Genomic DNA, 25,631 nt, shown 5'->3' with positions numbered 1-25,631 from the left:
CGGGCACTCCCTGGTCACCGCCGGACCAGCCGCGATCACGACGTTCACCCGTGCAGCCACCGTGATCGACGACGGCCAAACCCAAGCGGGCCGAGGCGATCGAGGGGGCGACCAGGCCGTCGCCGAGTGCGAACCGGTAGCGCAGACCGACGGTGCCCGCCTCGGCATCGAGCCCTGAGACGCCTGACGCGTCGACCGGTACGCCTCACACGCTCTCAGCACGTGGGCCTGTCGCATAGGCCAACGGCGGCGCCATCGCCCGTACGTCGACCTGCTCCGCCACCCACAGTCCGATGAACAGCGCGGCGGTCGCCTCCAGCAGTCCGGCACGTTCCAGCGCGCCTCCGGCCACCGGCTCGCAGCCCACATCCCGCACCAGCTCGTACACCCGTGTGAGCGCTGCCTGGTCATCCCCGCAGACCGGAACTGCCAGGGGCTGACCGTCGAAGAACGGAGGGGTCATCCGCCATACGTCCTCGTGACAGAGGTTGAACGCCTTGACGACCTGCGCGCCCGGTGCCGCCGCGGCAAGGCGGGCCGCCGCCGAGGGGCCGCCCTCCGTCAGCAGCCGGAAGCCGGGCCCGACCGGATTGGCACAGTCGAGCAGGACCTTCCCGTTCAGCGCCGACCGGAGCTCCTTGACGACATCCGCCCCCGCACCGTACGGCAGCGCGGCCAGCACCACCTCGCCGAAGCGCGCCGCCGCGTGCAGACTCCCGTACCCCGCACCGCCCCGGATGCGTGTCGCAAGCCGTTGGGCCTTGTGCTCGTCGCGGCCTCCGACGAACACCTCATGCCCGGCCCGCACCCAGTGCGTGGCCAGTGCATCCGCCATGTTCCCCGTTCCCAGCACACCGATCTTCATCGATCCATCCCTCTCCGCGTCTGCTTCAACCGCTTCCGGGACGACACTAGGAAACCCGTCAGGCACCATTGGGTACGTGACGACCGACGCCTACCTCGCCGACTGCCGCGCCCGCCTCGCCTTCGACCTTCTCTCCAACACCTGGAACGCCGTAGTGCTCTGGTCCCTGCGGGACGGTCCCAGGCGTCCGGGCGAACTCCGCGAACACATCGGCGGCATCAGCCCCAAGGTCTTGACCGAGACGCTGCGGCGGCTGGAGTTCAACGGTCTGGTGGAACGGCACGCGTATGCCGAAGCGCCGCCCCGTGTCGAGTACGGACTCACCGCTCTGGGAAGGACATTGCTCGCCCCGATCGACGCGTTCGGCGCCTGGGCCTTCGAGCACGGCGATGAGGTCATGGCCGCCCAGGACCGGAACAGCGGGTGAGTTCTCAGCCCGGCCCTTCGCTCTGACACGCCTTCATCGCGATGGGTTCAAGCGTCCCCAGCACATCAGAAACGGCTATCCGGTCGCTGGACCGCGTTCCGGCCGGTGCGCGGGTGGCGACCTTGCGGCGTGTCCGGCGATCCGGGTCACGGCGTCGGCCGCCGCGTGGGTACGCCCCGGTGCTGGCCGGCTCGCCCAGGGCAGGGGCCGGCCGCATGGACGACCCGTACACGGAGCCGATCGAGGCCGGCCGTGCCCGCCTGGTCCGCACCGGGCTGCGCGGACGCGAGTCCGAGGGGCGTTCCATCCACCTTCGCCCCAGCGGACGGGTCCATACGGAGCAGCCGTGTTCGCCCCGAGCGGGACGGCCGGCAGCTCATGGTATTCCACGCTCATGGTCTTCCACACGGAGACCGACGCCGACGTCCACGGGGGCCACGGGGCCACGGGGAAGTCCACCCCCGACGCGGCTGCAACGCCCAGCCGCGGCGACGGTCCCCGGAGACGACGGCGCGTCGCGTTCGGCTTTCCACAGCGCCGAACGCCTGGCCGCCCTCGTATCCCGCGCCCGCCGCCGCCTCGACCCGCTGACGTACGCCACCCACCACTGATCGGTCATGCGCCCACCCATGAGCAGCCGCCCCATGAGCCGGGGACCTGTCGTGCCGTGCGGTCCGGCCGGGTTCCGGCGCGGCAATGAGTCCGCGGGCAGTCGCAGGTCTATCTCTTGATGGGGGCAATCGCCTCCAATCGACGCATCGGGAGTGAGCCATGGGCCTTATCCACATCGAGATGTTCGCGACCCTCGACCTCGTCGGGCAGGCGCCCGGCGGCCCCGAGGAGGACCCGGTGGGGTTCCCGTTCGGCGGCTGGCAGGCGCCCCTGCTGGACGAGGTCGCCGGGGCGCAGGTCGGTGCGGCGTACGAGGGCACGGACGCTCTCCTGCTCGGCCGGCGGACGTACGACATCTTCGCCGCCTACTGGCCTCACCAGCAGGGCGGCGAGGACGACGGGATCGCCACGCTCTTCAACAGCGTCCCGAAGTACGTGGCCTCCCGCGGCAGGCCCGACCTTTCGTGGGCCGGTTCCACGCACCTCGGCCCGGACCTGGCTGCCGCGGTGCGCGAGATCCGTGACCGGCACGAGCACATCAAGGTGGTCGGGAGCTTGAACCTGGTGCAGAGCCTCCTGCGCGAGAGGCTCTTCGACCGCCTCGACCTCTGGCTGCACCCGATCGTCCTCGGAGTGGGAAAGAAGGTGTTCGAGGGCGGCGCGGTGCCCACCCGCCTCACCCTGCTCGAACCCCCGGCGGCCGGCCCGAAGGGCACCGTGTACCTGCGCTACGGGCTCGCCGAGGGCCTCCCCGCCACGGGCGACATGAGCGCGCCCGATCGCGGCACCGGGAGCGACGACGGGAAGCGGTGACCCTGGCGACGGCCGAACCCGCCCCGGGCCCGGGGGCCCGGGGCGGTCAGGCCGGGTGCGGGATGTACGCGAGGCCGTGGGCGCCTGGCTCGTCGAGCCTGGCGATGTCCAGCCGGGCCAGGCGCTCCAGCGTCTCCAGGTCGACGATGTCGACGGTGGACGAGAGGACGCAGGCCACATAGGCGAGCCGGCCGTCGGGGGACGAGGCGATGGTCAGCGGGAAGAGGCCGACCTCGAGACTGCCCAGCTGCTTGCGGGTGCGGGCGCAGAACACGGTGAGGCGGCCCGGTGCGTGTCGCCCGAGTCGGGAGACCGCGTCGGGCGCCATGCGCACTTCGCCCGCGAGCAGTTTGCCTGTCGAGGTCAGGTGCACCGGCAGGACGATGTCCCCGGTGGGCAGGGTGTCGACGACGGACGCCGTCCGGGTGTCGATGACCAGGATGCCCGTGGGCGGCCGTTCCTCGGGGGCGCCGGAGAAGTTTCCGTAGGGCGCGGCGACGAAGGCGTGCGTGCCGTCGGTGGAGATGGCGAGGCCCTCACTGCCCGGTACCTCGACCTTCGCGGTGAGCGTGCCCCGTTCGAGGTCGACGACCGATACGAACGGCGCTTCCTTGTTGGTCGCGCAGCCCGTCCGCCCCGCCGGATCGATGGCGAACCAGTGCGGGCCGGGCGCGTCCGTGTCGATCCGGCCCAGGGGGCGGCGGGTCTCCGTGTCGAGCACCACGACCCCGCCGGAGCGGTCGTCCGTACTCTCCACACTGACGTAGAGGCGACCGCGCACCGGGTCCAGCGCCAGTCCGTGCGGCCCGTGTGCCGGGGCGAGGTCGACGACCTCGACGATGCGACGGGTATCAGGGTCGATGACGGCCACTTCGGTGCGCCGGCCGCCGTTCGCGTGGTAGTAGCCCGAGTGGTACGTCAGGGTGCACCACAGCAGTCGCCGCGCCGGGTCGAAGCACAACTCGTGCGGCTCGGCGGGGACCTCCACATCGCCGAGGTGCCGGTCGGAGGCGGCGTCGAAGAACGAGACAGTCGGTCCGCTCTGACTGACGACGGCCAGGACGTCGCCTTCCCGGCCGGCACGGGGGGACTTCTGCACAGCGGCTCCTCGAAAGGGGTGAGGGGAATGCCCCGCGTCTTCGCGGGCATTCCCACTCTCCGGTCCGGAGGATGCCGCGGCAATGCACGGATTGGCACGCAATCATTGACTCAGGCGTAATAATGCAGCTCAGGAGGGATTGATGGATCTCAATCTGCTGCGGGCCCTGGACGCCCTGCTCCAGGAGAACAGCGTGACCCGCGCAGCGGAGCGCCTGGGCACCTCGCCCGCGGCGGTCAGCCGTACCCTGGCCCGGCTCCGCCGTGCCGTAGGCGACCCGCTGCTGGTCCGGGCAGGCCAGGGGATGGTCCCGACCCCGCGCGCCGTGGAACTCCGGGAGGAGGTCGGAGCGCTGCTGCGCGGCTGCGACAGCCTCCTGCGGCCCGGTCCGGGTCTGGACACCGAGCGTCTCCGGCGCACCTTCACCGTGCAGGCCGCCGACCTGTTGCTGGTGGGCCTGGCGGGGATCCTGACCGAGCGGATCCACGCGGAGGCCCCGCAGGTCGACGTCGTCTTCCTGCCGGAGGCCGTGGAGGGCGGCCCTGGGCTGCGGCAGGGCTGGGTGGACGTCGAACTGGGCGTTCTCGGACACCTGGACCCGGAGATCCGGACCCGGCAGCTCACGCGGATGCCGCTGGTCGGTATCGCCCGCAGTGGTCATCCCCTCTTCGACGGGCGGATCGACGCCCGCCGTTTCGCCGCGGCCGACCACATCGGCATCTCCCGGCTCGGCAAGCGCCTCGGGCCCATCGACAGCGCGCTCGCGGAACTCGGGCTGCAACGCCGGACCGCGGTCGTGGTGCCCAGTCACACGAGCGCGATGATGCTCGCCCGGGACACCGACCTCGTCGCGCTCAGCCTGGCCGGCTGGCTCCCCGACACCGTCACCGCCATGGGACTGCGGACGTTTCCCATCCCCCTCGACCTGGCCCCCCTGGACCTCGGGATGGCCTGGCACCCCCGCAACTCGGCCGATCCGGGGCACCGCTGGTTCCGTGAGCACCTGGCGGCCGCCGTCCTGTCCCCGGCGGAACCGGGGGCGGAGTCCGCCCGCGCTGCCGGCTGACTCCGCCCTGCCCGACCGGTCGGTCCACGGACGCCGGGAGCCGCCCGCCGTTCACCCGCCGGGGCGGCATTCCCCGCAGACCCCGCTCCTCCGACGGGATCGGGGCGGCGGGGCCCGATGTCCGGCTGACGACCCCGCGGAAGCGCCTCGGAGCCGCCCTGACGGAGGAGGCCGAGTCCGTATGCATGAGCCGGAGCACGAGCAGTCCGGCACGCCCGTACAGTGGGAGCTGTGCCGAAAGACGGCACGGCGACAGACCGTCGTCCCCGAGACCGGAGTCACCGGCCCGTTGTTCGGGTCGGGCATAGTCGTCGAGGGCCTCGCCGGGGACACTTCGGCGCTGGAGGGGGGAGACCGGATGGTCTACGCAGAGCCGATGGCGCGGGCCGTCGTGGAGCCGGCCGTGCGGGACCTGATGAACCGATGCGGTGACGGCCAGGGGCTCTCCACCACGGTGGCCTTCGGCGGAGACGGCTTCACCCTGTACGCCGGTGTTCGCGTACGCCGGGTAGCGACCGGACAGGCCGAGGTCTCGCTTGCCTGCTGGGTCACCAATAGGGACGCAGCGCGCTATCTCGGCGGCAACCCTCCGAGCGAGGACGAAACCCGTCTGCGCCCAGAGGGAACGGCCACGCCGGACGGGCCACTCACCACACGGGTGGCCGGCCATCTGGCCACCCGTATGAACGCCCTCGGTACCCCTCGGCCGGACAGTGACGGCTACCTCGCCGTCACTGTCCCCCTCGCCTCGCCGTAGCAGCCGATCGGAGGCGGCCGTGCTCGGCGACAACAACCCTGTCCTCCGGAATCACCGGTGCCGAACAGCCGCCGACCCGGTGACAGCCGTGGGCCGCATCGCCCCGGAGACGAAGTCCCGTTGCCCTGGTCGTGGCACCTGTCGTGCTGCGGCGCCATGCGGCGGGCCGTCATCCAGCGCTCCGGCGGCGCCCCGCTCTTCGAGTCGACCCTGAATACGAGGTTCTGATGACCACGCCCCGGCATACAGCCCGCCGACCCCTCGCTGCCCGTGCGGCCGCGTTCCGCGAACGGATCGACCCGGCGCGTATCGGCCGGCGCTCGGTCCGTCGCCGCGCCACGGGCATGGACGCCGGTGCCATCGCGGCGGCCCTCGGGGAAGCCCGGTTCCTCGCCCGGCAGGACTCGCAGCACGAGGACCTGGCCGACGACCCCCGCGGCCGGGCCGAGCTCGCGGAGTGGGAGCGCCTCGACCAGCTGTTCGCCGCCGCGATGCCGGGCACCGTCTACGACCCCGCTGCCGACGACGTCGTCCAGGCCGAGCTCGCCGCCGACGCCGCGGCGGCCGCCGCCCGGGAAGCCGGGCTGTGCGAAGCCGCCCGGGTCACCGCCCGCGCCGACGAGCTCCAGACGCTGCGCGAGCTGGGCACGCTGGAGCAGACCGAGCCCCGCGACGGCGACGAAGCCGTACGCGACGAGCTCACCCGCCGCGCCGGCGGCCACGCCCAGGCCGACGTCGACGCCTGGCTCGCGTACTCCCTGTCCGCGCACCTCGGGCACTACCGCGACCCGGCGGCCCGCGAAGCCGCGGCCTGCCTTCTGCCGCCGCCGGTCCTCGCGCACGCCGCGCTGCTCGCCGAACTCGCCCGTCTCGCTCCCGGTGTCGGCGTCGACCGGCCGGCGTTCGCGGCCCGGCTCGCCACCGCCGAGCCCGAGGCCGCCGGAGACCTCGCCGCGTTCCTCGCTCGCGCCCGCTCGCAGCACAGCGTTCGTACGACCCGTTCCGACGACGGCTGACCTCACCCTGCGCCCTCAGTCCTCCCGGCGCCCCCGGAGGTGACCTCTGAGGACCTGCCGACCGCTCCTCGCGTCGAAGCGGGTGTCAATCGGGGGCCCCTACGGGATGGGCGGGCGCGCCGGCGCGGTGAGCCCGCGCCCGAGGGCGTGGGCTATCGCCTGTGAGATGGGCTGGCCGGTGTGGTCCTCGTAGAAGTTGAACGCCGGACTCGGGTTGACCTCGAAGCAGTAGACCTCGCCGTCGTCGGCGAGCAGCAAGTCGATTCCGGCGAGCGCCAGCCCGAGGCGGGTGGCCAGGTCCGTGCACCGCCGTGCCAGGTTTTCGGGCAGGTCCCACGGAGTGAGTTCGACCCGGCCGCCGTACCGGCCCGCGTAGCGGTAGTCCACCTGGTCGCTGTCGACGCGGGTGGCGAACGGCTCGCCGGCCACCACGTGCACCCGGACGTCGACACCCGGTATGTAGCGCTGGAACTGGACGGGGCAGGACCGGATGAGCGGCAGCCGATCGACGGCCTCGTCGTCCAGAAGGTGCACGATCGACCGCACCGAGCTGATCGACTTGTAGATCACCCGGCCGTGGCGGGCCCGGAAGGCCAGGGCGAGGTCCGGGTCGTCGGTGGCCAGGGTCTCCGGGACCCGGAAGCCGGCCTGGCGGATCAGCTGGGCCTGATAGGGCTTGGACCCGTTCGTCGCCGTCGCGGAGGAGCGGTTCATCACGCATCCCGGTGCGATCTCGATCCAGTTGTCGAGGGTCTCGTGCCACGCTTGGCATCGCCGCAGGGTCTCCGGGCCGGCGTCGCGCATCCCTGGCAGCAGACGCCAGTCCATCAGCCGTGTGTAGATGCCCGTGACGGAGGAACAGGGCACGGTCCGGCCGTCGCACCGCAGCCGGCCGAGCACCGTGGTCCCCTCGACCCGGATGTCGAGCGAGGAGTCCATGAAACGGCGTTGATGCAGCATGGTGTACGGCAGGCCCTGATGGCGAAGCGCCTCGGTGACCAGCGCGACCGGCGGCTCGCTCGCGATGCCGCAGACGACGATCACCACGGCCTCGCCGGCAGCCGGGTCAGATATGTGTGCAGGCGGGCGATGAGAGGGGGGCCCGCGATCCGCAGATCGGGCAGGAGCGTCGCCCCGGCGAAACGCGCGCCGTGCCGGTCGTCGAGCTCCAGGTCGACCCCCAGGAGGTCGGCACCGGCCCCCCGCGCCAGCCGTCGGCACCCCGGGACGAGGCCGGGTACCGCTTCGCCGCCGAAGACGTGCTCGCCGAGCACCACCACGGTGCGGTCCACCGGATTCCTGGCCGTGGTCGGGCTCTCACCGGACAGCCGCAGCGGTGCCACCCGCAGCCCCGCCCCGGCCGCGAGCAGGCTCCACTCGGCGGGGGAACGCCAGGGGCCGGACAGGCCCAAGGGGCTGGGACGATTGACCGAGACGGGGGCGAGGCACTGGAGCCAGCTCAGCACGAGCGCGCTCATCTCCGCCATGGCATAGCAGCTGTCGGTCACCGAGGCGAAGACGAGATGCCCGACGGGTGCGTAGGTGAGCCGGTTGAGCACGCCGTCGACGTCGTCGCTCGCGAGGACGCGACCGTCCGGAAGCGTCGTCTCGAAACGCGCCGGACCCTCCTCGATGGAGTGCGCGGACCGCACCGAGCGCGTCAGCATCTCGGCATCGACGAGCTCGACCGGGGTCGGACCGCGTTCCCTCAGGCCCGTGCAGACCCAGCGCGCCGCCTGGTCCCCGGGGTTGCACAGCACCAGCCACATGCCGACCTCCGCCGTCCTAGGATCCCTCGTCCTCCCGGGCCAGGGCGCTGGCCGACAGGTCGGGGCGCAGCTCGGGCGGGATGAAGTGCACGTGCGCGGAGTCCGTGCTCGCCCGGGCCGGGGCCGGGCCGGCAGGCCGGGAGAAGGGGTCCGGCACCATCCTCTGCTCCTGCGACCCGTCCTTCTGCTCCTTGTCCTTGCCCTCCTTGCCGTCCTTGTCCTTCGTCTCCTTGCTGTCCTTGCTCTCCTTCTCGATCTTCTCGGAGCGTGTGAGGTGGAGGGTCTTCTCCTCCTTGTCGCGGGCGTTGCTCTTCAGGACGAAGTCGGTGGAGAGGCGTGCCGGACCGCCGAACGGCTGGTGTGCGATGGGGGCGACCTTGATGACGAGGTGCCCGCATCCGTTCGGCGGGATGGTCGGTGTCACCTCGTCCAGGGTGAAGCCACGCCCCATGTCGGTACCCGCCGTATTGGTCAGCCGCAGCGTGCCGGGGCCGACGTTGCCGACGCGGACCTCGATGTCCGCCATCGGGGCTCCCGCCGGAGCGATCCGCCCGTGGGACCGTTGCATGGAGATCCGCGGTTGAAGGGTGTCCTCTTCCAGATCCGACACCACCCACACGAAGGAGAGCTCCTTCGGCGCGTTGTTCGTGATCCGCACATGCCAGGGGCGGTCGGCCGACCTGCCGATGTTCAGTCTCACCAGGAACACATCCCGCGGTTCGCGGGTCCAGCTGGCGGTGCCCACCTCGAACAGCATCTCATCGAGGAGGGGTACCTCTTGCGGAAAGGGCGGGACCACGGCGAACTGACCCAGCCCTGCGCGCAGTTCCAAGGTAGGGGCCGCCTCGCCGGGTGGCGCGCAGTCAGGTCCCACGGCAATGAGGCGGAGGAACACGCCCGGTACCTGCGCGCCGACGTGGAAGGCATGCGGCGGGTCGCTGTGGGCGCGGGGGGCGAGTCGGAGAGGGCCCGCCACCGGCAGCAACTGGAATATCGGGTCAGCCATGTCACCACACTCCCAGCGGGACGATGTCGGCGTAGACCAGCCGTGCCGTCCCCTCGACCGCTGTTCCCGAGTCGCTCGTGGCAGGGGGATACGTCTCGAACTCCTGGACGACGACACGTTGGGGCCGGTCGCCGGTGTCGGGGAGGTCCAGGTCGCATACCCGCCCCAGAGCGCCGGAGGTGCGCAGGACCGTGGTCCAGCCCGCGCTTCCGGGTCCGGGGGTGTCCCGGACCTGGAGTTCCGCACGGACGGTGTTCGGCCGGGGGCCGGAGGGGCCGAGGCCGTCGACGACCACGGTGCCGTGGTCGGGCCGGCGTGTCACGACGAGACGGCGGTGGGGTGGCAGCTGTACCGGCTCCGTCTGGACGGAGGGCGACAGCGACGGGATCCCGGCCACGGTGTGTGACTGGTAGCGGGCCAGCGCCAGCCGTACGAACGGGAAGTAGGAGGCGGTCACGAGCGGCGACAGGTCGATGTCGGCGAACCAGCGGTCAGCCTGATCGTCGAACTGCACGGGATACGCGATCACATCCAGCGAGCGCTGCGCTTCCGGCAGCTCCGCCCGGTCGCCGCCGCGCGGTGCGTGGACATGTGCTTCGGTCAGGATCGCCGGCGGGGCGCCGGTGTCCCAGATCGGATCGCGCCCCGCGGTGCTGATGTACTTCAGTACGTCGGCGGGGGCCGCGGGACCGGGCCAGGTGAGGACGGCGAGCCTCTCGTCGTCCCCGGAGGCGTACCAGGGCCGTTCGAGGAGGGCTCGCAGCCCGCCGCCGTAGCGCCACCGGGTGAGTGATCGCTGACCGTCGTTCGTCTGGGTCCAGCGGAAGGTCGGCACGGTGTTCAGGAGCTTCGGCGCGGGTGGGCGGGCCGAGCTCGGTACATCGGTGACGCCGAGGGCTCCGCCGGCGAGGCATGCCTCGGGATCCGCGGCTGTGGCCCGGGCGAAGCAGTCCTGGAAACGCGAGACCGCGGTCACGTCGTACCTGACGTGCCGGCGGCGGGTGTCACCGAACTCCTGGCGGATCGTGGGGAACGCCTCGTGCTGAGGGGCCCGCTTGACGTCGTACGAGCCGACGAACGCCGTCCGCTTCTGTGACGTCGGCTTCGCCGGCGGAAGGTCCTCGTGGTCGCTCCACTCGGCGCGCAGGTCAAGCCGTCCGGTACTGGCGATGTGGATCCTCAGATCATCGGTGAGAAGGACGGCGCTGGTGTCCCCGGCGTCCCGATGGGCGGTCAGCCGCCCGGTGGGGTCCGACCCCGGCCGCTGTACGGCATGGACGAGGGTGACGGTCCGCGGAGGTGTGACGAGGCGATTGCGGCCGCGGGTGATGTGCTGGAACTCCGGCGTGCTCGGGTTGCCGGGATCGATGCCCAGCCAGGCGACGATGCCGAAGAGCTGGACGCCCCGGTCCCCCGGACACGACGGAACGTCGAAAGTCACCTCTTCGGCGGGGCCGAGGGCGACGGTGAAGACGCGGTGGTCCGAGGACCGGGTGAGGGTGCAGCCGGAAGGGGCTTCCACCAGCCGCAGGGTGATCGGCCCGTACGTCGGCCACGCGCCCTTCCAGACCGCGGTCCTCTTGTCCCCGACGACCGTTCCGTACTGCCCGGTGTCCGGGTCGACGGGCCGGGGCCGGGGATTCAGAGCGATGTGCGAGCCGGCCGGGTCGGGCAGCCACGGCAGGGCGACGTCCGTCTCGGGGAGGATGATGTAGGGAGCGGCGATACCCGAAGCGGCTTCGGCTCCCACGACCTGTGCCCCGGGGATATGGGCCAGCTCTCGGTCGGCCCGCTTGGCGACCTCGAAGAACTCCTTCACCTTCGCGACCGGTACGTCGGGGCCGAGGGCGGCGTCGAACGTGCGGTCGTGCTGGATGGCCAGCTCCAGCGAGCACTTGGGTGCCAGAAGGTGGCGCAGATCGTAGGCGCGATGCCCGTGCGCGGCCGCGTAGTCGCCCGCCGGGGTGCCGCGGTCGCTGCGGATCACCATCCGGTCCAGGGTCTCGCCGTCGGCCAGCACACGGGTCGGCACCAGCTCCGGTGGCAGCAACGGCTCGAAGCGGTGGTGGGTGAACAGCTCCGACTGCTCCTCCTCGGGCCCGGCGTCGTCGGAGCGCAGTCCGCCGCCCACGAGGTCGGCGATACGGACCCGCAGCCGGTACTCACGGCCGAAGCGCAACCGCGGCAGCGACCCCGGGTCGCACTCGACGACCGCCTCGAAGGGCGGAGGGGCGGTCGTCGCGGCCATCGCGTCGCCCGTGTCGACGACCCGCTCGGGCCGTTCCGCCACCTGACTCCAGCCGTCCCATGCCGCCACGGTCTGGTGGACGTAGAGGGCGTCCTGTGCCCCGGCCCCGGTGACCGCCGGCCCGGGACGTACGTACCCCTCCTCCAGCAGCCCGCCGCGGCCGCCGCCCGACGTCTCCTGCCCGATCGACACCCCGCCGATCGTGTAGCGCACCCGCCTTCGGCACAGCGAGTACCACTGGTCGGTCGTCACGTCGTAGATGTCCATCCGGTAGCCGCCCAGCAACGAATCCGCCGTCAGCGGAGAGGTGGTGAGGCCCTCGGCCGTGGCCCGCTGCTGTGCCCGCTGCAGCTGCTTGCGATGCTCCGTCTCGCGGTCCCGCTCCACGAGGGCGAAGCCCATGGAGCGCAGGGCCGGCAACGCCCCGACGTCCGCCGATTCCCCGGACGGCGCCCGGGCGCCGTCCGACTGGGCGGCGCCGACCATCCGCAGGGCGGCCCCGTCCACGTCGAAGGGCATCACCTCGTACCGCGGATTGGCGGACGGCGCGACCCCGGCATCGGCCAGCGGCAGCAAGCCCTGCTTGAACTCGGTCGCCCCCGGTCGCGTCAGCGACGCGGCGACGAAGCGCTTCCCGTCCAGGACGTAGGCGGTCTTCGGCGACAGGTCGTTCTGCACCGCACCGGCCCAGCCGGACGGCGGGGAGCTGTCGGGATTCGGCCATCGAGGGACGACCCGCAGTTCCTTGACGTCTCCCTGCGCCAGCTGAGCGGCCGGGACGGCCATGTCGATCAGCAGCCCGAGCGCGCGCAACAGCATCGGATGGTCGGCGAGCCTGGACACCACGTCGTGGAATTCGTGCACGGCAGCCGAGGCAGGGGATGACGGCGTCACGGACGCGGCCTCGTCGCGGCGGTAGAAGGCGTACGCCTCGGCGATCGCCGACCGGTGTGCGGACGGGTCCGCGGTCGCGCCGTCCAGCGGGCCCAGAGCGGTCTGCCACATCATCGCGATCCGGCCCAGAGCCGCCCGCAGCTCGGGGTCGGCCTCCGGGACCCTGCCGTCGAACTCCAGATGAGTGCCGGCCGTGGCCGTGTACGCGTCACGCAGCTCCTTGGCGGCCTCGGAGGCGGGGAACTCGCGGACGTCGCGTCCGGCGTAGGAGGTCGGACGGTACGGGTGCACCGGCGTATCGGCGGTGAACAGAGCCTGCCAGGCCGACAGTTGCTGCGTCGTCGAGAACGTGACCTCCTTGTCCTCGGGCGTGACGTGGGGGACCCGGTACGAGGTGACGAGCTGCGCGCCGCGAAAGACGTCGAACCGCACGGTGGACAGCCGTTGCGGCCAGGTCTGCATACCGAAGTCCGACAGTTTCCCGTTCCCGGCCGGCCCGAGCAGCCGGGGTGTCAGCAGCACGGACAGCAGCGCCATCGGAGCGGAGTGACCGGGCACCGGCCCGGCGCGTCCCACCGGAATGGGGGTCCAGACGAAGTGTCGCTGCGCATTGGTCACCGGCATGGGGCGCTCCTCACGCGAAGGCCTGGCAGTACGTCTGCCACGGGAAGGACCGGCCTTGGGGGCCCAGCGCGGTCTCGACGGACGAGGCCCGCGGAGCCACGGGTGCCTCCGGAAGGTCCTGCTCGGAAGCGAGTGTGAGTCCGGGGCCCGGGAAACTCTTGCGGCACTCCAGCGTCACCGAGGTGGACCAGAAGGTGAGGTCGACGCTGATGACCAGCCGGGCGGTGCCGTGCAGCTCGTTGCGCTCCACGCTGTAGGTGAGGCTGAGGGTCAGCTCCACCGAAACCCGGATCAGACCCAGCACCGACACGCTGCCGCCGATCCGCAGGTAGCCGGTGATCTCGATATCGCCGCCCGTCTTGACGAAGACGACGCCTCCGAAGACGTGCACCTCGCCGGCCGCGACGCCGAAGTCCATGGCGACACCCGCACCGAACTCGATGCCGCCGACGAAGCGTTGCAGCCCTCCGTCGGGTTCCCCGGCGCTCACCCCGAGCTCCAGGTATCCGCCGCCGCCGAACCCCGAGACCGTCACCAGGAACGGCCGTTCCCGCGTGGCGAAGGCGAAGTCGATCTCGATGGGCCGGTTCTCCAGCGACAGTGTGAGGCCGATGTGGATGGCGAGGTTCTGGACGGAGAAGACCCCCATGCCGAGCGTGGGCACGGCGATCGCGTACGTCGCCCTGATCCGTACCGCCGATATCTCGATGCGCGGTCCACCACGTCCCGCCTGCGGGATCTTCTCGGCGAGCGTCCTGACGAAGTTCAGCTTGCCCGCGAGCCGGGCGTCCGCCAGGTCGAACGTGAGGCCGGGGCGCTCGCCGGAGTGGGCGGTGAAACGCACGTTGTTGAAGGTGAGGACGACCAAGGCGGCGCTGCGAGTGGGAATCTCCAGGGTGAAGTCCGTCACCTCGCCCGTTGTGCGCAGGCCGGGCCGGTTTCCGGTGCTGTTCGACACCACTTCCAGGAACACCGACGACCGGGGGACCTTCGGATGGAAGGGCTCCACCGCCGTCGACAGCTTCTCCCGCCACGTCAGTTTCGCGGACGGTGCCCCGACGACGTCGGACCACGTGATCTCCGGGCGTGAGGTGATGACGGAGACGATGCGGCGGAGAGGGATGACCCCGAAGAGCTTGGCGTCCTCGGTGAACAGGTCCTGCGGCCGCGGCGGGAAGGGACCGCCGGCGACAGGACCCGCCTTGCGCGCGATCTCGGTGACGGCCATGTTCGGGGCCGCCACCATCCCGGTGCGCGCGCCCGCCGCTGCGAAGTCGAGCACCTTCGGCTGCAACAGGGCGAGCATCACATCGGGCGGCCGGGCACCCGCGGCGGTCTGCAGGAAGGCGTTCGAGAACTCGACCGGCACCGTCGGCGTGGACCCGAGCAGCTGGCGTACCGCCGGCAAGGCCACCTCCATGCGGGTCACCCGAGGGTGGAAACCGACGCCGTTCGCGGCCGGTGCCGTGCCGGCGCCGCCGAAGGTCATCGACCGCACCTCCTGCACCGCCCCGTCGAGGGGGCGGGCCGCCGACTCCATGGCGAGGGCGATCCTGCGGCCGACGTCCCCCGTGGGGCGCCCGCTGTCGCGCTGGGTACCCGTCCTCGGCCCGCGCGCGTACTCCGTGTCGAGGGCCGAGGCGTTGGAGGTACCGGTCGCCGTGTCCGGAACGAACAGCATCGGCAGCCGGAAGTCGACGACCTCCCGGTCCGCCCGCGCCCGTACGGTGAACTGGACGGTCGCCGCGGACCGGGTGGGCCAGAACGCCTTGCTGGGCAGCCACGTCGGCTCGTCCAGCTCCGTCAGCTGCTGCGGCTCGACGGAAACCTCCTGGAAGGGGAACGCCCTTTCGTGCGCACCGCCTTGGCCGATGCCGTAGCGGCGCGTCGGCTCGGTCACGATCAGCACGCGCCTCTTGCGCAGCGCCGCCACGACGGACGGCGACTGTTCGAACCGTCGCTCCGTCATCTCGACGTACGCGGCGCGGTGCCCGAACGGGAAGAGCGCACCGCGGGTGAGGACCCGGACGTAGTAGTCCCTTCCCATGGCGGTCCGGTGGGTCCAGTCCAGCGTCGGCCAGGACGCCGAGGCGGAGAACCAGGCCCCGTAGGCGCTCAGGATCAGACGGTCGACCGCCACGTGCCGATCGGGGTACTGGGCCCCGAGCGCGGCGATCGTCGCCACGTGGTGACCCAGAGGGGTCGCCATGCCCGGCTCGTTCGCGAGGGACTTGACCGGCCTCACCCGCAAGGGCTCGGTATCCTCGGGCACCCATATGCGGCTGTGCCACAGCTCGGTGGTGCCGTTCTCACCCGGCGCGGGCAGGGCGCGGTGCGCACACCGGGCGCCGGCCGGGAGCCCCAGCAGCAGGCGCCAGGGCAGTTCGAGTCGGGTGCTTTCCTGCCCCGCGGTCTCCGGCGCGGTGACCAGGGGCAGGCGCGCCATCGCGCTCAGCACACCCTCGACCGTGAGCGGTACGACCTCCTGCCCGAGGGTGAACGCGAGACGCGACGGCCCCGCGATGCGTGCCTGGCTGCCCGGTCCCGAGTCCGCCACCGTCTCGGTGACGTGCTGCGGCGGGAGCTCCACGACCAGCCGGGCACCCGCGTGTTCGGCGAAGACCTCCACCACCCCGTCGGGGCGGACCCGTTCCCGCAGCCCGGTGCCCCGGACGGTCAGCGCGACGAGGTCCTGGGGGCGCAGCGCGTGGTAACCCTGCGGGTCGGCCCAGATGTCGATCAGCTCCCACTCGGACCAGTCACGGTCGAACGACCGGTGCATCAGCGCAGTGCCGGCCCACACGGTGAACACGTCGGTCCTTCCGGCATCTCCGCCCTCGGAGACCGCGGCCAGGTGCGTGGCACCGCCGGCGCCGGCCGTCAGGTCCCCGCCCAGGTCCTCCCACTTCGACGGCTCCGTCCATGTGCTGTGCCACAGCCCCGTGGCGCCCGCCGCGAAAAGGCCGTGGTCGGTCGCGGCGAAGCGGAGCGGCACCGGCCCGTCCTCGGGGAAGAGGGCGAACTCGTCCCAACCGGCCGACCAGCCGTCGGAGAAGCGCCTTCGCAGGATGAGCCGCTGCCGGGCGTCCGCCACGAGAAGGTCGAACCGGCCGGGCGCGACGGAGACGGCCTGCAGCGGGCCGCGGGCGTACGGTCCGGGGCGGAGCACCGTCCTTCCGTCGTTCAGCCGCCAGTGCGCGATCTCCCGGTCACCGGCGTGGAAGAGCACGTGCAGATCGTCGGGTTCGGTCGCCGCCACCGCGTACCCGTACACCGCGGGGTGCGAGGCCAGCGGGCCGTGCGACGTCCATGGCGTCCAGCCGTCCACCGCGAGGCTCCGGTGCCGCACATCGCGCCCGCCGCCGAGGGCGAGGAGCTCGATCCGGCCCGGTCCGGACGGCGACGCGGTCAGCCAGCCGTGGCCCGTCGGCGTCCCGGGAGACGTCCAGGGGCGGTCGAGCGAGTGCCACGCACCCCACTCCCCGTCGAAGGTCTTGTGCCACACGCCCCCCTCGGCGTCGCCGACGAAGACGTCGAGCCGGCCCGGTGTGCAGGAGCAGGCGGCGAGCGCTGTCACTGTGGCGTTCCGCATGGGGCGTCACCTCGCGCCGACGAGATCGCTACAGCGTCTGGTACTCGGGCGACGACGCTCCCGTCGCCCGGGTTCCGGACGGTGCGAAGGGGGATGGGGGAGGGACCTCCAGCAGGCGGTAGGAGTAGTCCCACACGCGATTGACGTAGTAGTCCCACGGGAAGTACGGGCCGGGGTCGGTGTGGTCGTTCCCCGGCACGTTGTAGTGACCGCCGAGTCCCGTGAACCAGTCGCGGGTGTCCGGGTCGAGCGGTACGTCGATCGGAATGCCGTAGACGCTGCACAGGTACGCGGACAGCTCCGCGGAGGAGTCCAGCATCTCCTCGGTCCAGTCCGCGGGACCGGTGGCGCCGGAGTAGCCGTACTCGTGCTCGATGCCGAAGTAGATGCCGTTACCGCCCTTGCAGTGCCAGGCCTTGTAGTTGCCGTCCCGTGGGCCGGCCGTATCGGGGTCGGGCAGCGGCACCATCTGGACCCGACGCCCGTCCCTGGCGACGACGAAATGCGCCGACACCCGCGACACGGGGTTCTGGAACCAGCCGACGGCTCCGTCGTACCGGCCGGCGGTGTAGTGGATCACGATGCCCTGGGGGACCATCGGGCTCCCCCCGGAACGATGCGGGCTGTTCTTGTAACCGACGCCGGGCCGCCTCATGCCCGACAGATCGCTGTGCATGCGCAGACCGGCCGACGCCACCTCGCCATTCGTCTCCACCGCGTGCGTCGCCACCTCTCCGCAGGTCGGGCAGGTCAGTTGCACCGTTTTGCTCGTCATTTCCGCCTCCCGGAGCTGAGGGCCCGTCGCGGCCCTGTGCGCGCTTCGGGCACTCGGAACTCGGCCACGGGATCGGTGGCGACACGGCTCACGGAAGGGGAGAGAACGGTCTTCGTGCTGGCGACGCGGAGATCATTGACCGGACAACCACTCAGTCGCGTCATGCGATTCCGGTCCGAACAGGGCTATTTGCTCTCATCCTCGTACACCTCGATGGATGTCTCAACTCAGGGCGTTCACGGGGCGGTGCCCGCCGCGCGCCGGGATCGGACGACGGTGAACGATGGCTTCGCCGACAGGCCGTTCGTCAGCGCCCGCCGCGGATCGCGGTGATCACCGCGGAGGCTCCGCAGCAGTGGACCCGGAGCGCTCACCGCGGCACCGCACCCCTCGGCACAGCCATGCCGGACGATCGTGCAGCGCTGGTGACACCCGGGGCTGCGGACGGTCGCCGGGCGCTCCGGGCGGCGGCGTCAGGCCGGGCGGATGAGGCGGCTCTCGTAGGCGAAGATCACGGCCTGTATCCGGTCGCGGAGTTCGAGCTTCTGCAGGATTCGCCCCAGGTGGGACTTCACGGTCGCCTCCGCGAGGTACAGGGTGGCCGCGATCTCGGTGTTGGACAGGCCGCAGCCCACCTGGACGAGCACTTCGCGCTCACGAGCGCTGAGCCGGCCCAGCCGCTCGTCGGGGCCGGCGCTGCCGCCGTCGGGGATGTGCGGGCGGAGGTTCTCCAGCAGGCGGCGGGTGATCCGCGGGGAGACCACCGCGTCGCCCGCGGCCACCCTGCGTATCGCGGTGAGCAACTCCTCGGGCCTGGTGTTCTTCAGCAGGAAGCCCGAGGCTCCGGCGCTGAGTCCGGCGAAGGCGTATTCATCGAGGTCGAAGGTGGTGAGGATCAGCACTCTGCTCTGCGGGGAGACCCGGACGACCTGCCGGGTCGCCTCGATCCCGTCGGTCCCGGGCATCCGGACGTCCATGAGGACGACATCGGGGCGCAGCTCCCGGGCGAGGCGTACTGCCTGTGCGCCGTCCGCGGCTTCGCCGACCGGTGCCATGTCGGGCTGGGCCTCCAGGACCGTGCCGAAGGCCATACGGAGCAGCGCTTCGTCGTCGGCGATCAGGATGCGGATCGTCATGCGGACGCCGCTCCGCTGCTGCCGAGGAGAAGGCGGGTATGGACTCCCCAGCCGCCGCCCGGAAGTGGTCCGGCCTTCAACCTCCCGCCGTAGGAGGCCGAGCGCTCGCGCATGCCGGTGATGCCGTGGCCGGAGGGTGTGGCGCCGGGAAGCGGCGGGCGGGGGCCGCTGTCGGTGACGTCCACCGTGACGGTCTCGGCCGAGCACTGTATCCGGACCTTCGCGCGGGTGCCGGTGGGCGTGTGTTTGAGGGTGTTGGTCAAGGCTTCCTGTACCAGACGGTAGACGGTCAGTTGTGCGGCGGCGGGTATATGGGTGTGGCCGCCCCGGACCTCGACGCGGGTCGGCAGCCCGGCCACGCACATCTGGTCGGCCAGGGCCTCCAGTTGTCCGATGCCGGGCAACGGATGGCGCTCCGCGTCCGGCTCGTCGGTCCGCAGGACGCCCAATGAGCGCCGCATGTCGGTCAGGGCCTGCTGGCCCGTCTCGGAGATCCGGAGCATCGTGGTGGTGGCCTTGTCGGGGGACCGGTGCTGCGCGTAGAGGGCCGCGTCGGTGAGCGCGACCATGACGGACAGGTTGTGGGTGACGATGTCGTGCATCTCCCGGGTGATACGTGTCCTCTCCTCGGCGGCGGCCAGTCGCGCCTGCTGCTCCTGTTGTTGCTCCAGGCGCACGGCCCGTTCCTCCAGGGCCGCGAGGTAGGCACGGGTGGTCCGCGTGTTGACACCCAGGACGGCGGCGGCGACGACCATCGCGGTCACCGCGACGAAGGGGGTCAGGAACGCCCCTTCCGTCGCCCAGCGCAGGCAGGCCAGCAGGGCCCCGAGCTCCACGACCGCACCGGCGACAAGCGTGCCGCGCCGGCCGGAGTTCGCGGCCGCCGTGTAGAGAGCCACCAGCAAGGCGATGTCCGCCGGCAGCGGGACGTCCATCAGCCACTGGACGAAGGCCGCGGCCGCCACGGCGCCGAACACCGTGCGCGGGGCCCGGCGCCGCCACATCAGCGGCAGGGCCAGCGCGGCGGTGAGGGCCACGGCCACCGGGAGCTCCTGCGGCGCGCGCGTGGTCATGATGTTGAGCAGGAGCAGCGCCGGCAACAGCGAGTCCCCCACCACGGGCGGCAGCCGGAGGCCCCGGCGTCCGGCTGCTCCCACCAGTCGCGCCGCGCGCGCGGAGCCCGGACCGGCGTACCCCGTCGGCCGTACGGCTGTCCTCGTCCGCCGCACGCGGCCCTGGTGGCGCGCCGGGTGGGCGTTGCCGGGCTCTGCGGCCGCCTCGGTCATCACACGTCCCTGTCGGTTCGGCGTCATGGTGGCCCCGGCCGGGGCCACCACCGCGTACGGCCGGAGCCGGGTCGGGTACACGGAGCGCACGACCCGCCCTCCCCGGCGGGTACCGCGGCCCTGTCACGGTAGGCCGTGGGCCCGCGAAGCGCATGAGCCCACCGGCTGACGGCACCGTGCCGAGGTACGACCGCAGGAGGAGTCCCGCTGCCTACCACGGTCGCAGAGCGGCCGTTCGGCTCGCGTGCCGGATTGCCACTCCGGTCGCACGGGGGACATGCCTCGGATGGCGACTCCGGTCGCGGGCGACGGCGACCGGAGGACGATGCGGCATCGTGTGCCCCGCCGTGAGGATGGCCGGGTGAACGAGATCATCGCGGGGCTGTACATGTCCCCTCCGGAAGTCCTCGCCTTGCCGGCTGCCGTCGCGCTGGTGGTGGCGCGCTGGCTGCCCTCCGCTGTCCGACCACGCGTCACGATCGCGGCAGGGGCGGTTCTCGTGCTGTCCGCCATCGTGCTGAGCGCCGGAGGGATCCGCTGGCAGATGCTGCCGGTACTGGCGGGCGCTGCCGTCGCGTTGCCGTTCGGCCTCCTCCCTCTGCTGCGACGCCGTACCGGCCGGCGAGGGTGGCGGGCCCCATGGTGGCTGGCGTTGCCGGGGTCCGTGGCCTGCGTCGGCCTGATTGCCACGGGTCCGGTGGCCGCCTGGGCCTTCCCCGTCCCCGTTTTCCCCGAGCCGTCGGGCGGTTTCGCGGTCGGCACCCGCGTGGTGCAGTGGACCGACCCGCACCGACCCGAGAGCTTCACCGCCGATCCGCACGACCGGCGCACCGTCGTGGCCCAGCTCTGGTATCCCGCGCAGAAGAGCCCCGTGGACGCGCGACGGGCCCAGTACCTCGGACGCACGGAACACGAGGCGCGCACCGTTTCCGATGCCCTCGCCTGCGGGGCCGGCCTGCCCGGCTTCCTGCTGGACGGCGTCCCGCGGGCCCGCACCCACGCGGTCTTCAACGCCCCGGTGGCCGACGGGGGCGGACGGTTCCCGGTCGTGCTGTTCTCTCCCGGGTCGGGCGGAGTGCGCACCCAGAACACCGCCTGGGCGGAGGAACTGGCCAGCCACGGCTATCTGGTAGCCGCCCTCGACCACCCGTACGACTCCGCCGCCGTCGTCCTCACCGACGGCCGGACGATCCGCACCAGGACCGTCTCCACCGGAGACCGGGACAAGGACGACAGGCTGGCGGCCGGCTGGACGGCTGTTCGGGCCGCCGACCTCGGCTTCGTCCTCACCCAACTCGACCGGCTGGGCCGAGGGGGGATCGCCGGTCCGCTGACCGGACGCGTGGACACCGGCCGGGTCGCGGTCACCGGCCACTCCATGGGTGGTGCCGCCGCCCTGCAGGCAGCCCGGCACGACCAACGGTTCGACGCCGTCATCGATCTGGACGGCTACCCCCGCGGTCCCCTCTCACCCTCCCTCCACCAGCCGACGCTCGCGCTCACCCAGGCCATCACCGCCGAGACCGACCCGCGTTACCTGCCCCGCCTGACCAAGGTCCTCGAGTCCGGCACCGCGACGAGCCACCGGCTCACCATCCCCGGCGCCGCGCACCTCACGTTCATGGACGGCCCCCTGTACCTGCCGCCCGTGCCCTCGATAGCAGGCTCCCTGGGCCGTACCGAGAGCCCGCGTGTCGTCGCCGAGACCACTCTCGCCTTCCTGGACAGCACCCTGCGGCACGGAACCGGTGACCTGGCCGGCGTTCTGTCGGTCCACGGCGACCTCAGCGTCCACTCCCCGGACGGTGGCCGCTGATCGACTGTGCCGCGCCGGCCGGCGGCACGGCCGTTCCCCTCCCCGGCCGGAGCGCAGTCCGCGGTGCCGCCACCGCCGCGGACGGTGATCGGGCGACGGCCTGCCCACCGTTCGGCATCACGGAGCCCTTCGGGTCACGGCTCGTCCCGGGCCGCGGGCGCGGACGGGTGCCGCCAGCGCACCGGGTCGTGGACGTCGGCGCCGGGCCTGGCGGTGGGTAGCGGGCCGGGAGCGGTGGCGTCCAGGATGAGGACCTGGTCGCCGCCTGGCTGGAACGCGTAGTCGACACGGTTGAGCCGCGAGGAGACGCCCAGGGCGTCCAACGCGGAGCGCAGGCGGCCCAGTGGCGCGTACCGGCGGTCATCGGCGTGCAGCACCACCGGGTACAGCCGCACCTCGCGGCGCGCCACCCTCACCAGCTCGATCAGCGCGCTCAGGTGGAACTCCTCGCTCAGCTGTGCCCCGTAGGAGAACAGGAGGTGCGAGCTGAGGACGAGGTCGAAGGAGCGGTCGGCGAAAGGAAGGCGAGGAAGCGCGCCCGCGACATAGCGGTCCGGACGGGCCGCGATGTCGGCGGTGAAGGCGCGCGCCGCCCGGGCCCGCAGCCGGGTGAAGCGTTCGGGGCTGCCGAACCAGTCCCACACGAAGCGCGCCGCGTTGTCGGCCACGTACGCGTGCTTGTGCTCGATCTCGCGCAGCGCCAGCGTACCCAGCAGCTTCCGGCCCGGGCCGTACTGCGGATCGACGGCGACCGCGTCGGTGCCCCGCGACCCGGCCTCGGCCACGAAGCTCGCGGCCCCACCGGGGCAGTCGAGAACGCGCAGCGCGAGGTCGTCGTCCGAGAGCGCGAACATGGCCCGGTACTCGTCGAAGGAGCGGGCGCTGACCAGCATCGCGTCACCCCCTGCCGATATAGGGCATCGTCGTGGGCAGAACCGTCAGGAACTGCACGTTGGTGTCCAGGGGCATGGACGCCATCAGCAGCAGCGCCTCGGTGAAGCGTGCCACCGGAATCGTCGCCTCGACCGCCATGGTGCCGTCAGCCTGCATCGCGGGCGGCTGTGGGCTTCCGTCGGCCGGCGCCACGTTGCCCACGTCGATCTGTCCGCAGGCGATCCGGTAGGGGCGACCGTCCAGGGACAGGCCCCGGGTGAGGCCGAGCACCGCGTGCTTGGCCGTGGTGTAGGCGATGGCGTGGGGGCGGGGCGCATGGGCGGACGGGGCGCCGTTGTTGATGATGCGACCGCCTTGCGGGGACTGATCCCGCATCATGCGGAACGCCTCCTGGGCGCACAGGAACGTTCCGGTGACGGTGGTGGCCATGATCCGGTTCCAGTCGTCGAACGGCACCTGGGGGACCGGCCTGCGCGGGACGGCAGCGCCCGCGTTGTTGAACAGCAGGTCGAGCCGGCCGAAGTGATCGCCGACCGTACGGAACAGCGCTGCGACCTGGTCGGGGTCGCGGATGTCGGTGGGCACCGCTATCACCCGGTCCGGGCCGGCGCCCGACAGCGCGGCGGTCTCCTCCAGTGTCTTCTCGCGCCGCCCGGCGAGCGCGAGGGACCAGCCCCGGTCGAGCAGGGCGAGCGCGGCCGCGCGGCCCAGTCCGCTGCCGCCGCCGGTGACGACCCCGATCCCGCCCCGGCCGCTCACCGCTCGTTCATCCAGGCGCGCAGGATCCGGCGGGCCCGGGGGCCGGGAGCATCCACGTAAGGGGTACGGCCGTGCAGCACGCGACTGTTGCGGATCATGAGCAGGTCGCCCGCGTCGAGCCGCAGCCCGAAGGCGATCTCCGGTCGGTACAGGACCTCGTCCAAGTAGTCGAGGGCTTGCAGGCGCTGGGTATCGAGCTGTGCCGACGCGCGCACCGTGCGGGTCTGGTAGTAGCAGCCGACCGTTCCGTCGTCCTGAGTGAACAGGATCGGGGTGTCGACGATCTGCCGGCCCGCGCGGCCTGTGCGGTCGAAACGCCATGTCTGCCGCAGCAGGGACAGCACGTCGGGGCGTTCACGCGCGATGATGTCGTGGACGTGCCGTGCGCTGGCCAGCTTGGTGGTGCCGCCGCCGTCCGCGGCGGGCCGGAGACACAGCAGGACGAGCAGGTCGCAGGTGTCGCAGTGGAAACCCAGCTCGGTGGCGCCGTCACCGTCGCGGTCGCGCAGCACGGTCCACAGGTCACCCCGGGCGTTCTGCGGAACGGCCACGCCGATCTCGTCGAGGAGGAACGACAGGCCGGAGATGAGGTCGGCGTCGGGGGCGTCCGGCGAGATGATGTTGCGTACGTTCACGAACCCCACGGCGTCGAGGCTGCCCCGGACGAACGAGCGCACGGCGGTGTACACCGCCTCGCCCGCGCCCCGGCGTCCGGCCACCAGATCCGTCCACAACAGCCGGCGGTCGTCGTCGGTGACCGGCAACGACCAGACCCCGCGCGCGGATTCCAGATGCCGCCTGGTCCAGCCGACGTCGTCGATCGCGGTTCCCGTCATGGCGTCATCAGTCCTTTCGGAGGGCGTACGGACACGTGAAGGGTCACCGGACCGCCGTGGCGACGGCGGCGGACCACAACGTCAGCGCCTCGTCGATCTGCTCGGCTGTGACGACGAGAGCCGGGATCATCCGCACGACGTTCCCGTGCACCCCGCAGGTCAGGAGCAGCAGACCCTGCTCCGAGGCGGCGCGTTGGACGCTTCGGGCCAGGTCGGTGTCGGGAGAGCCGTCGGGACGGCGGAACTCGTTGGCGAGCATCAGGCCCGAGCCACGCACGTCGGCGATGGCCGGTACGCCGGCGGCGGTCTTGCGCAGTCCGTCCGCGAGGCGGCGGCCCTGCTCGGCGGCGTTGTTCACCAGGCCCTCGTCGCGGATCACGTCGAGGGTGGCGAGCGCGGCGGCACACGCCACGGCATTGCCGCCGTAGGTTCCGCCCTGCGATCCCGGCCAGGCCTGGCTCATCAGCTCGATGGGAGCGGCGATCGCCGACAGGGGAAAGCCGCTGGCCAGTCCCTTGGCGGTGATCAGCACATCCGGTACGACACCGGAGGAGCGCCTGTGGGCCCAGAACTGCCCCGTCCGGCCGAAGCCGGTCTGGATCTCGTCGACCACCAGCAGGATCCCGTGCCGGTCCGCGCGGTCCCGCAGCCCCGTGAGGAAGCCGGGCGGCGACGGCACGTAACCACCCTCGCCCAGGACCGGTTCGACGAACATCGCGGCGGTCTCGGCGGGCGCGCTCACCGTCGCCAGCACATGGTCGAGGCCGCGCAGCGCGTGCTCGACGGCCGCCTCCTCGCTCAACCCGAGATCGAAGGCGTGCGGGAACGGCGCCACCGCCACCCCGGGCATCAGCGGGCCGATCCCGGCGCGGAAGCGGATGCCCGCCGTGCTCATCGCCGCCGCGCCCATGGTGCGTCCATGGAAGGAACCGTCGAACACGATGACGTTCTGCCGGCCGGTGACCTGCCGGGCGAGCCGCAGCGCCGCCTCCACCGCCTCGCTGCCGGAGTTCATGTAGAACAGTGCGTCCAGCCCCTCGGGCAGCACCTCACCGAGGCGCTCGGTCAGCGTGAGCAGCTGGTCGTGCAGCACGGTCGTGTACTGCCCGTGGATCAGCCGCCCGGCCTGCCGCCGCACGGCCTCGACCACTCGGGGATGGCAGTGGCCGGTGTTGGTCACTCCGACGCCGGCGGTGAAATCCAGGTAGCGCCGGTCATCGGCGTCGTACAGGTACATCCCCTCGCCGCGGACGGCGATCACGGGCGTGGCCTGCTGGAGCATCGGGGAGAGCTGAGGCATCGCGTCACTTCCCAGGAGAGTGGGCGGTCCCCTCTGAGGGC

20 protein-coding genes are annotated in these 25,631 nt (G+C 71.9%); 6 read left to right on the top strand and 14 right to left on the bottom strand.

Annotated elements, in window-relative coordinates; genetic code table 11:
• Positions 1–205 precede the first annotated feature (205 nt).
• The gene (locus PUR26_RS09685) at positions 206–865 is read right to left on the bottom strand and encodes an NADPH-dependent F420 reductase (RefSeq protein WP_329871165.1); all 660 of its coding nucleotides are present in this window, start codon (positions 863–865) and stop codon (positions 206–208) included.
• 76 nt (positions 866–941) lie between these two features.
• Between PUR26_RS09685 and PUR26_RS09680 the strand changes: the two genes are divergently transcribed.
• A complete protein-coding gene (locus PUR26_RS09680) occupies positions 942–1,292 on the top strand; it encodes a winged helix-turn-helix transcriptional regulator (RefSeq protein WP_329871163.1) in 351 nt (116 codons plus the stop codon).
• A 771-nt stretch (positions 1,293–2,063) separates the two neighbouring features.
• A complete protein-coding gene (locus PUR26_RS09675) occupies positions 2,064–2,717 on the top strand; it encodes a dihydrofolate reductase family protein (protein WP_329871161.1) in 654 nt (217 codons plus the stop codon).
• 46 nt (positions 2,718–2,763) lie between these two features.
• On the opposite strand, the gene PUR26_RS09670 is transcribed toward PUR26_RS09675, so the two are convergent.
• Positions 2,764–3,816 (bottom strand): YncE family protein, encoded by a 1,053-nt coding sequence (locus tag PUR26_RS09670; protein WP_329871159.1) that lies wholly within the window; start codon positions 3,814–3,816, stop codon positions 2,764–2,766.
• 142 nt (positions 3,817–3,958) lie between these two features.
• On the opposite strand from PUR26_RS09670, the gene PUR26_RS09665 reads away from it, so the two are divergent.
• From PUR26_RS09665 to PUR26_RS09655, 3 genes are all read left to right on the top strand, one after another.
• Positions 3,959–4,882: a LysR family transcriptional regulator gene (locus PUR26_RS09665; RefSeq protein ID WP_329871157.1), complete on the top strand. Its 924-nt coding sequence runs from the start codon at positions 3,959–3,961 to the stop codon at positions 4,880–4,882.
• A gap of 181 nt (positions 4,883–5,063) precedes the next feature.
• Positions 5,064–5,639, top strand: a complete 576-nt coding sequence (locus PUR26_RS09660) for a hypothetical protein (RefSeq protein ID WP_329871156.1) — start codon at positions 5,064–5,066, stop codon at positions 5,637–5,639.
• A 227-nt stretch (positions 5,640–5,866) separates the two neighbouring features.
• Positions 5,867–6,655, top strand: coding sequence for a hypothetical protein (locus PUR26_RS09655; RefSeq protein WP_329871154.1), 789 nt, complete (start codon positions 5,867–5,869; stop codon positions 6,653–6,655).
• Between the two features lie 99 nt (positions 6,656–6,754).
• Here PUR26_RS09655 and PUR26_RS09650 read toward each other — a convergent pair whose 3' ends face one another.
• The 8 genes from PUR26_RS09650 to PUR26_RS09615 form a co-directional block, all read right to left on the bottom strand.
• Positions 6,755–7,702, bottom strand: coding sequence for an ATP-grasp domain-containing protein (locus tag PUR26_RS09650; RefSeq protein ID WP_329871152.1), 948 nt, complete (start codon positions 7,700–7,702; stop codon positions 6,755–6,757).
• Positions 7,696–8,424 carry a hypothetical protein gene (locus PUR26_RS09645; RefSeq protein ID WP_329871150.1) on the bottom strand — a complete coding sequence of 243 codons (729 nt, stop codon included), beginning with the start codon at positions 8,422–8,424 and terminating at the stop codon, positions 7,696–7,698. Before PUR26_RS09645 ends, PUR26_RS09650 begins: the two co-directional genes overlap by 7 nt.
• Positions 8,425–8,440: 16 nt before the next feature.
• A complete protein-coding gene (locus PUR26_RS09640) occupies positions 8,441–9,181 on the bottom strand; it encodes a hypothetical protein (RefSeq protein WP_329871148.1) in 741 nt (246 codons plus the stop codon).
• 250 nt (positions 9,182–9,431) lie between these two features.
• Complete coding sequence (locus PUR26_RS09635; RefSeq protein WP_329871146.1) at positions 9,432–13,196, bottom strand: hypothetical protein; 3,765 nt, start codon at positions 13,194–13,196, stop codon at positions 9,432–9,434.
• A gap of 10 nt (positions 13,197–13,206) precedes the next feature.
• Positions 13,207–16,788 (bottom strand): hypothetical protein, encoded by a 3,582-nt coding sequence (locus PUR26_RS09630; protein ID WP_329871144.1) that lies wholly within the window; start codon positions 16,786–16,788, stop codon positions 13,207–13,209.
• 28 nt (positions 16,789–16,816) lie between these two features.
• The gene (locus PUR26_RS09625; RefSeq protein ID WP_329871142.1) at positions 16,817–17,563 is read right to left on the bottom strand and encodes an N-acetylmuramoyl-L-alanine amidase; all 747 of its coding nucleotides are present in this window, start codon (positions 17,561–17,563) and stop codon (positions 16,817–16,819) included.
• Between the two features lie 473 nt (positions 17,564–18,036).
• Positions 18,037–18,699 carry a response regulator transcription factor gene (locus PUR26_RS09620; RefSeq protein ID WP_329871140.1) on the bottom strand — a complete coding sequence of 221 codons (663 nt, stop codon included), beginning with the start codon at positions 18,697–18,699 and terminating at the stop codon, positions 18,037–18,039.
• A complete protein-coding gene (locus PUR26_RS09615) occupies positions 18,696–19,856 on the bottom strand; it encodes a sensor histidine kinase (RefSeq protein WP_443077029.1) in 1,161 nt (386 codons plus the stop codon). Before PUR26_RS09615 ends, PUR26_RS09620 begins: the two co-directional genes overlap by 4 nt.
• A 454-nt stretch (positions 19,857–20,310) precedes the next feature.
• On the opposite strand from PUR26_RS09615, the gene PUR26_RS09610 reads away from it, so the two are divergent.
• Positions 20,311–21,801, top strand: a complete 1,491-nt coding sequence (locus PUR26_RS09610; protein WP_329871529.1) for an alpha/beta hydrolase family protein — start codon at positions 20,311–20,313, stop codon at positions 21,799–21,801.
• 134 nt (positions 21,802–21,935) lie between these two features.
• Here PUR26_RS09610 and PUR26_RS09605 read toward each other — a convergent pair whose 3' ends face one another.
• The 4 genes from PUR26_RS09605 to PUR26_RS09590 are packed head-to-tail and all read right to left on the bottom strand — an operon-like array spanning position 21,936 to position 25,590.
• Complete coding sequence (locus PUR26_RS09605) at positions 21,936–22,694, bottom strand: methyltransferase domain-containing protein (RefSeq protein WP_329871136.1); 759 nt, start codon at positions 22,692–22,694, stop codon at positions 21,936–21,938.
• Between the two features lie 4 nt (positions 22,695–22,698).
• Positions 22,699–23,454 carry an SDR family oxidoreductase gene (locus PUR26_RS09600; RefSeq protein WP_329871134.1) on the bottom strand — a complete coding sequence of 252 codons (756 nt, stop codon included), beginning with the start codon at positions 23,452–23,454 and terminating at the stop codon, positions 22,699–22,701.
• Positions 23,451–24,290 (bottom strand): TauD/TfdA family dioxygenase, encoded by an 840-nt coding sequence (locus PUR26_RS09595; protein WP_329871133.1) that lies wholly within the window; start codon positions 24,288–24,290, stop codon positions 23,451–23,453. Before PUR26_RS09595 ends, PUR26_RS09600 begins: the two co-directional genes overlap by 4 nt.
• Before the next feature lie 43 nt (positions 24,291–24,333).
• A complete protein-coding gene (locus PUR26_RS09590) occupies positions 24,334–25,590 on the bottom strand; it encodes an aspartate aminotransferase family protein (RefSeq protein ID WP_329871131.1) in 1,257 nt (418 codons plus the stop codon).
• Positions 25,591–25,631 lie beyond the last annotated feature (41 nt).

It is taken from the genome of Streptomyces sp. SP18CS02 (assembly GCF_036322365.1).
Lineage (GTDB): Bacteria > Actinomycetota > Actinomycetes > Streptomycetales > Streptomycetaceae > Streptomyces.
Note: the sequence above shows the minus strand (reverse complement) of the source record. Positions and strands in the feature narration are given on the sequence as shown.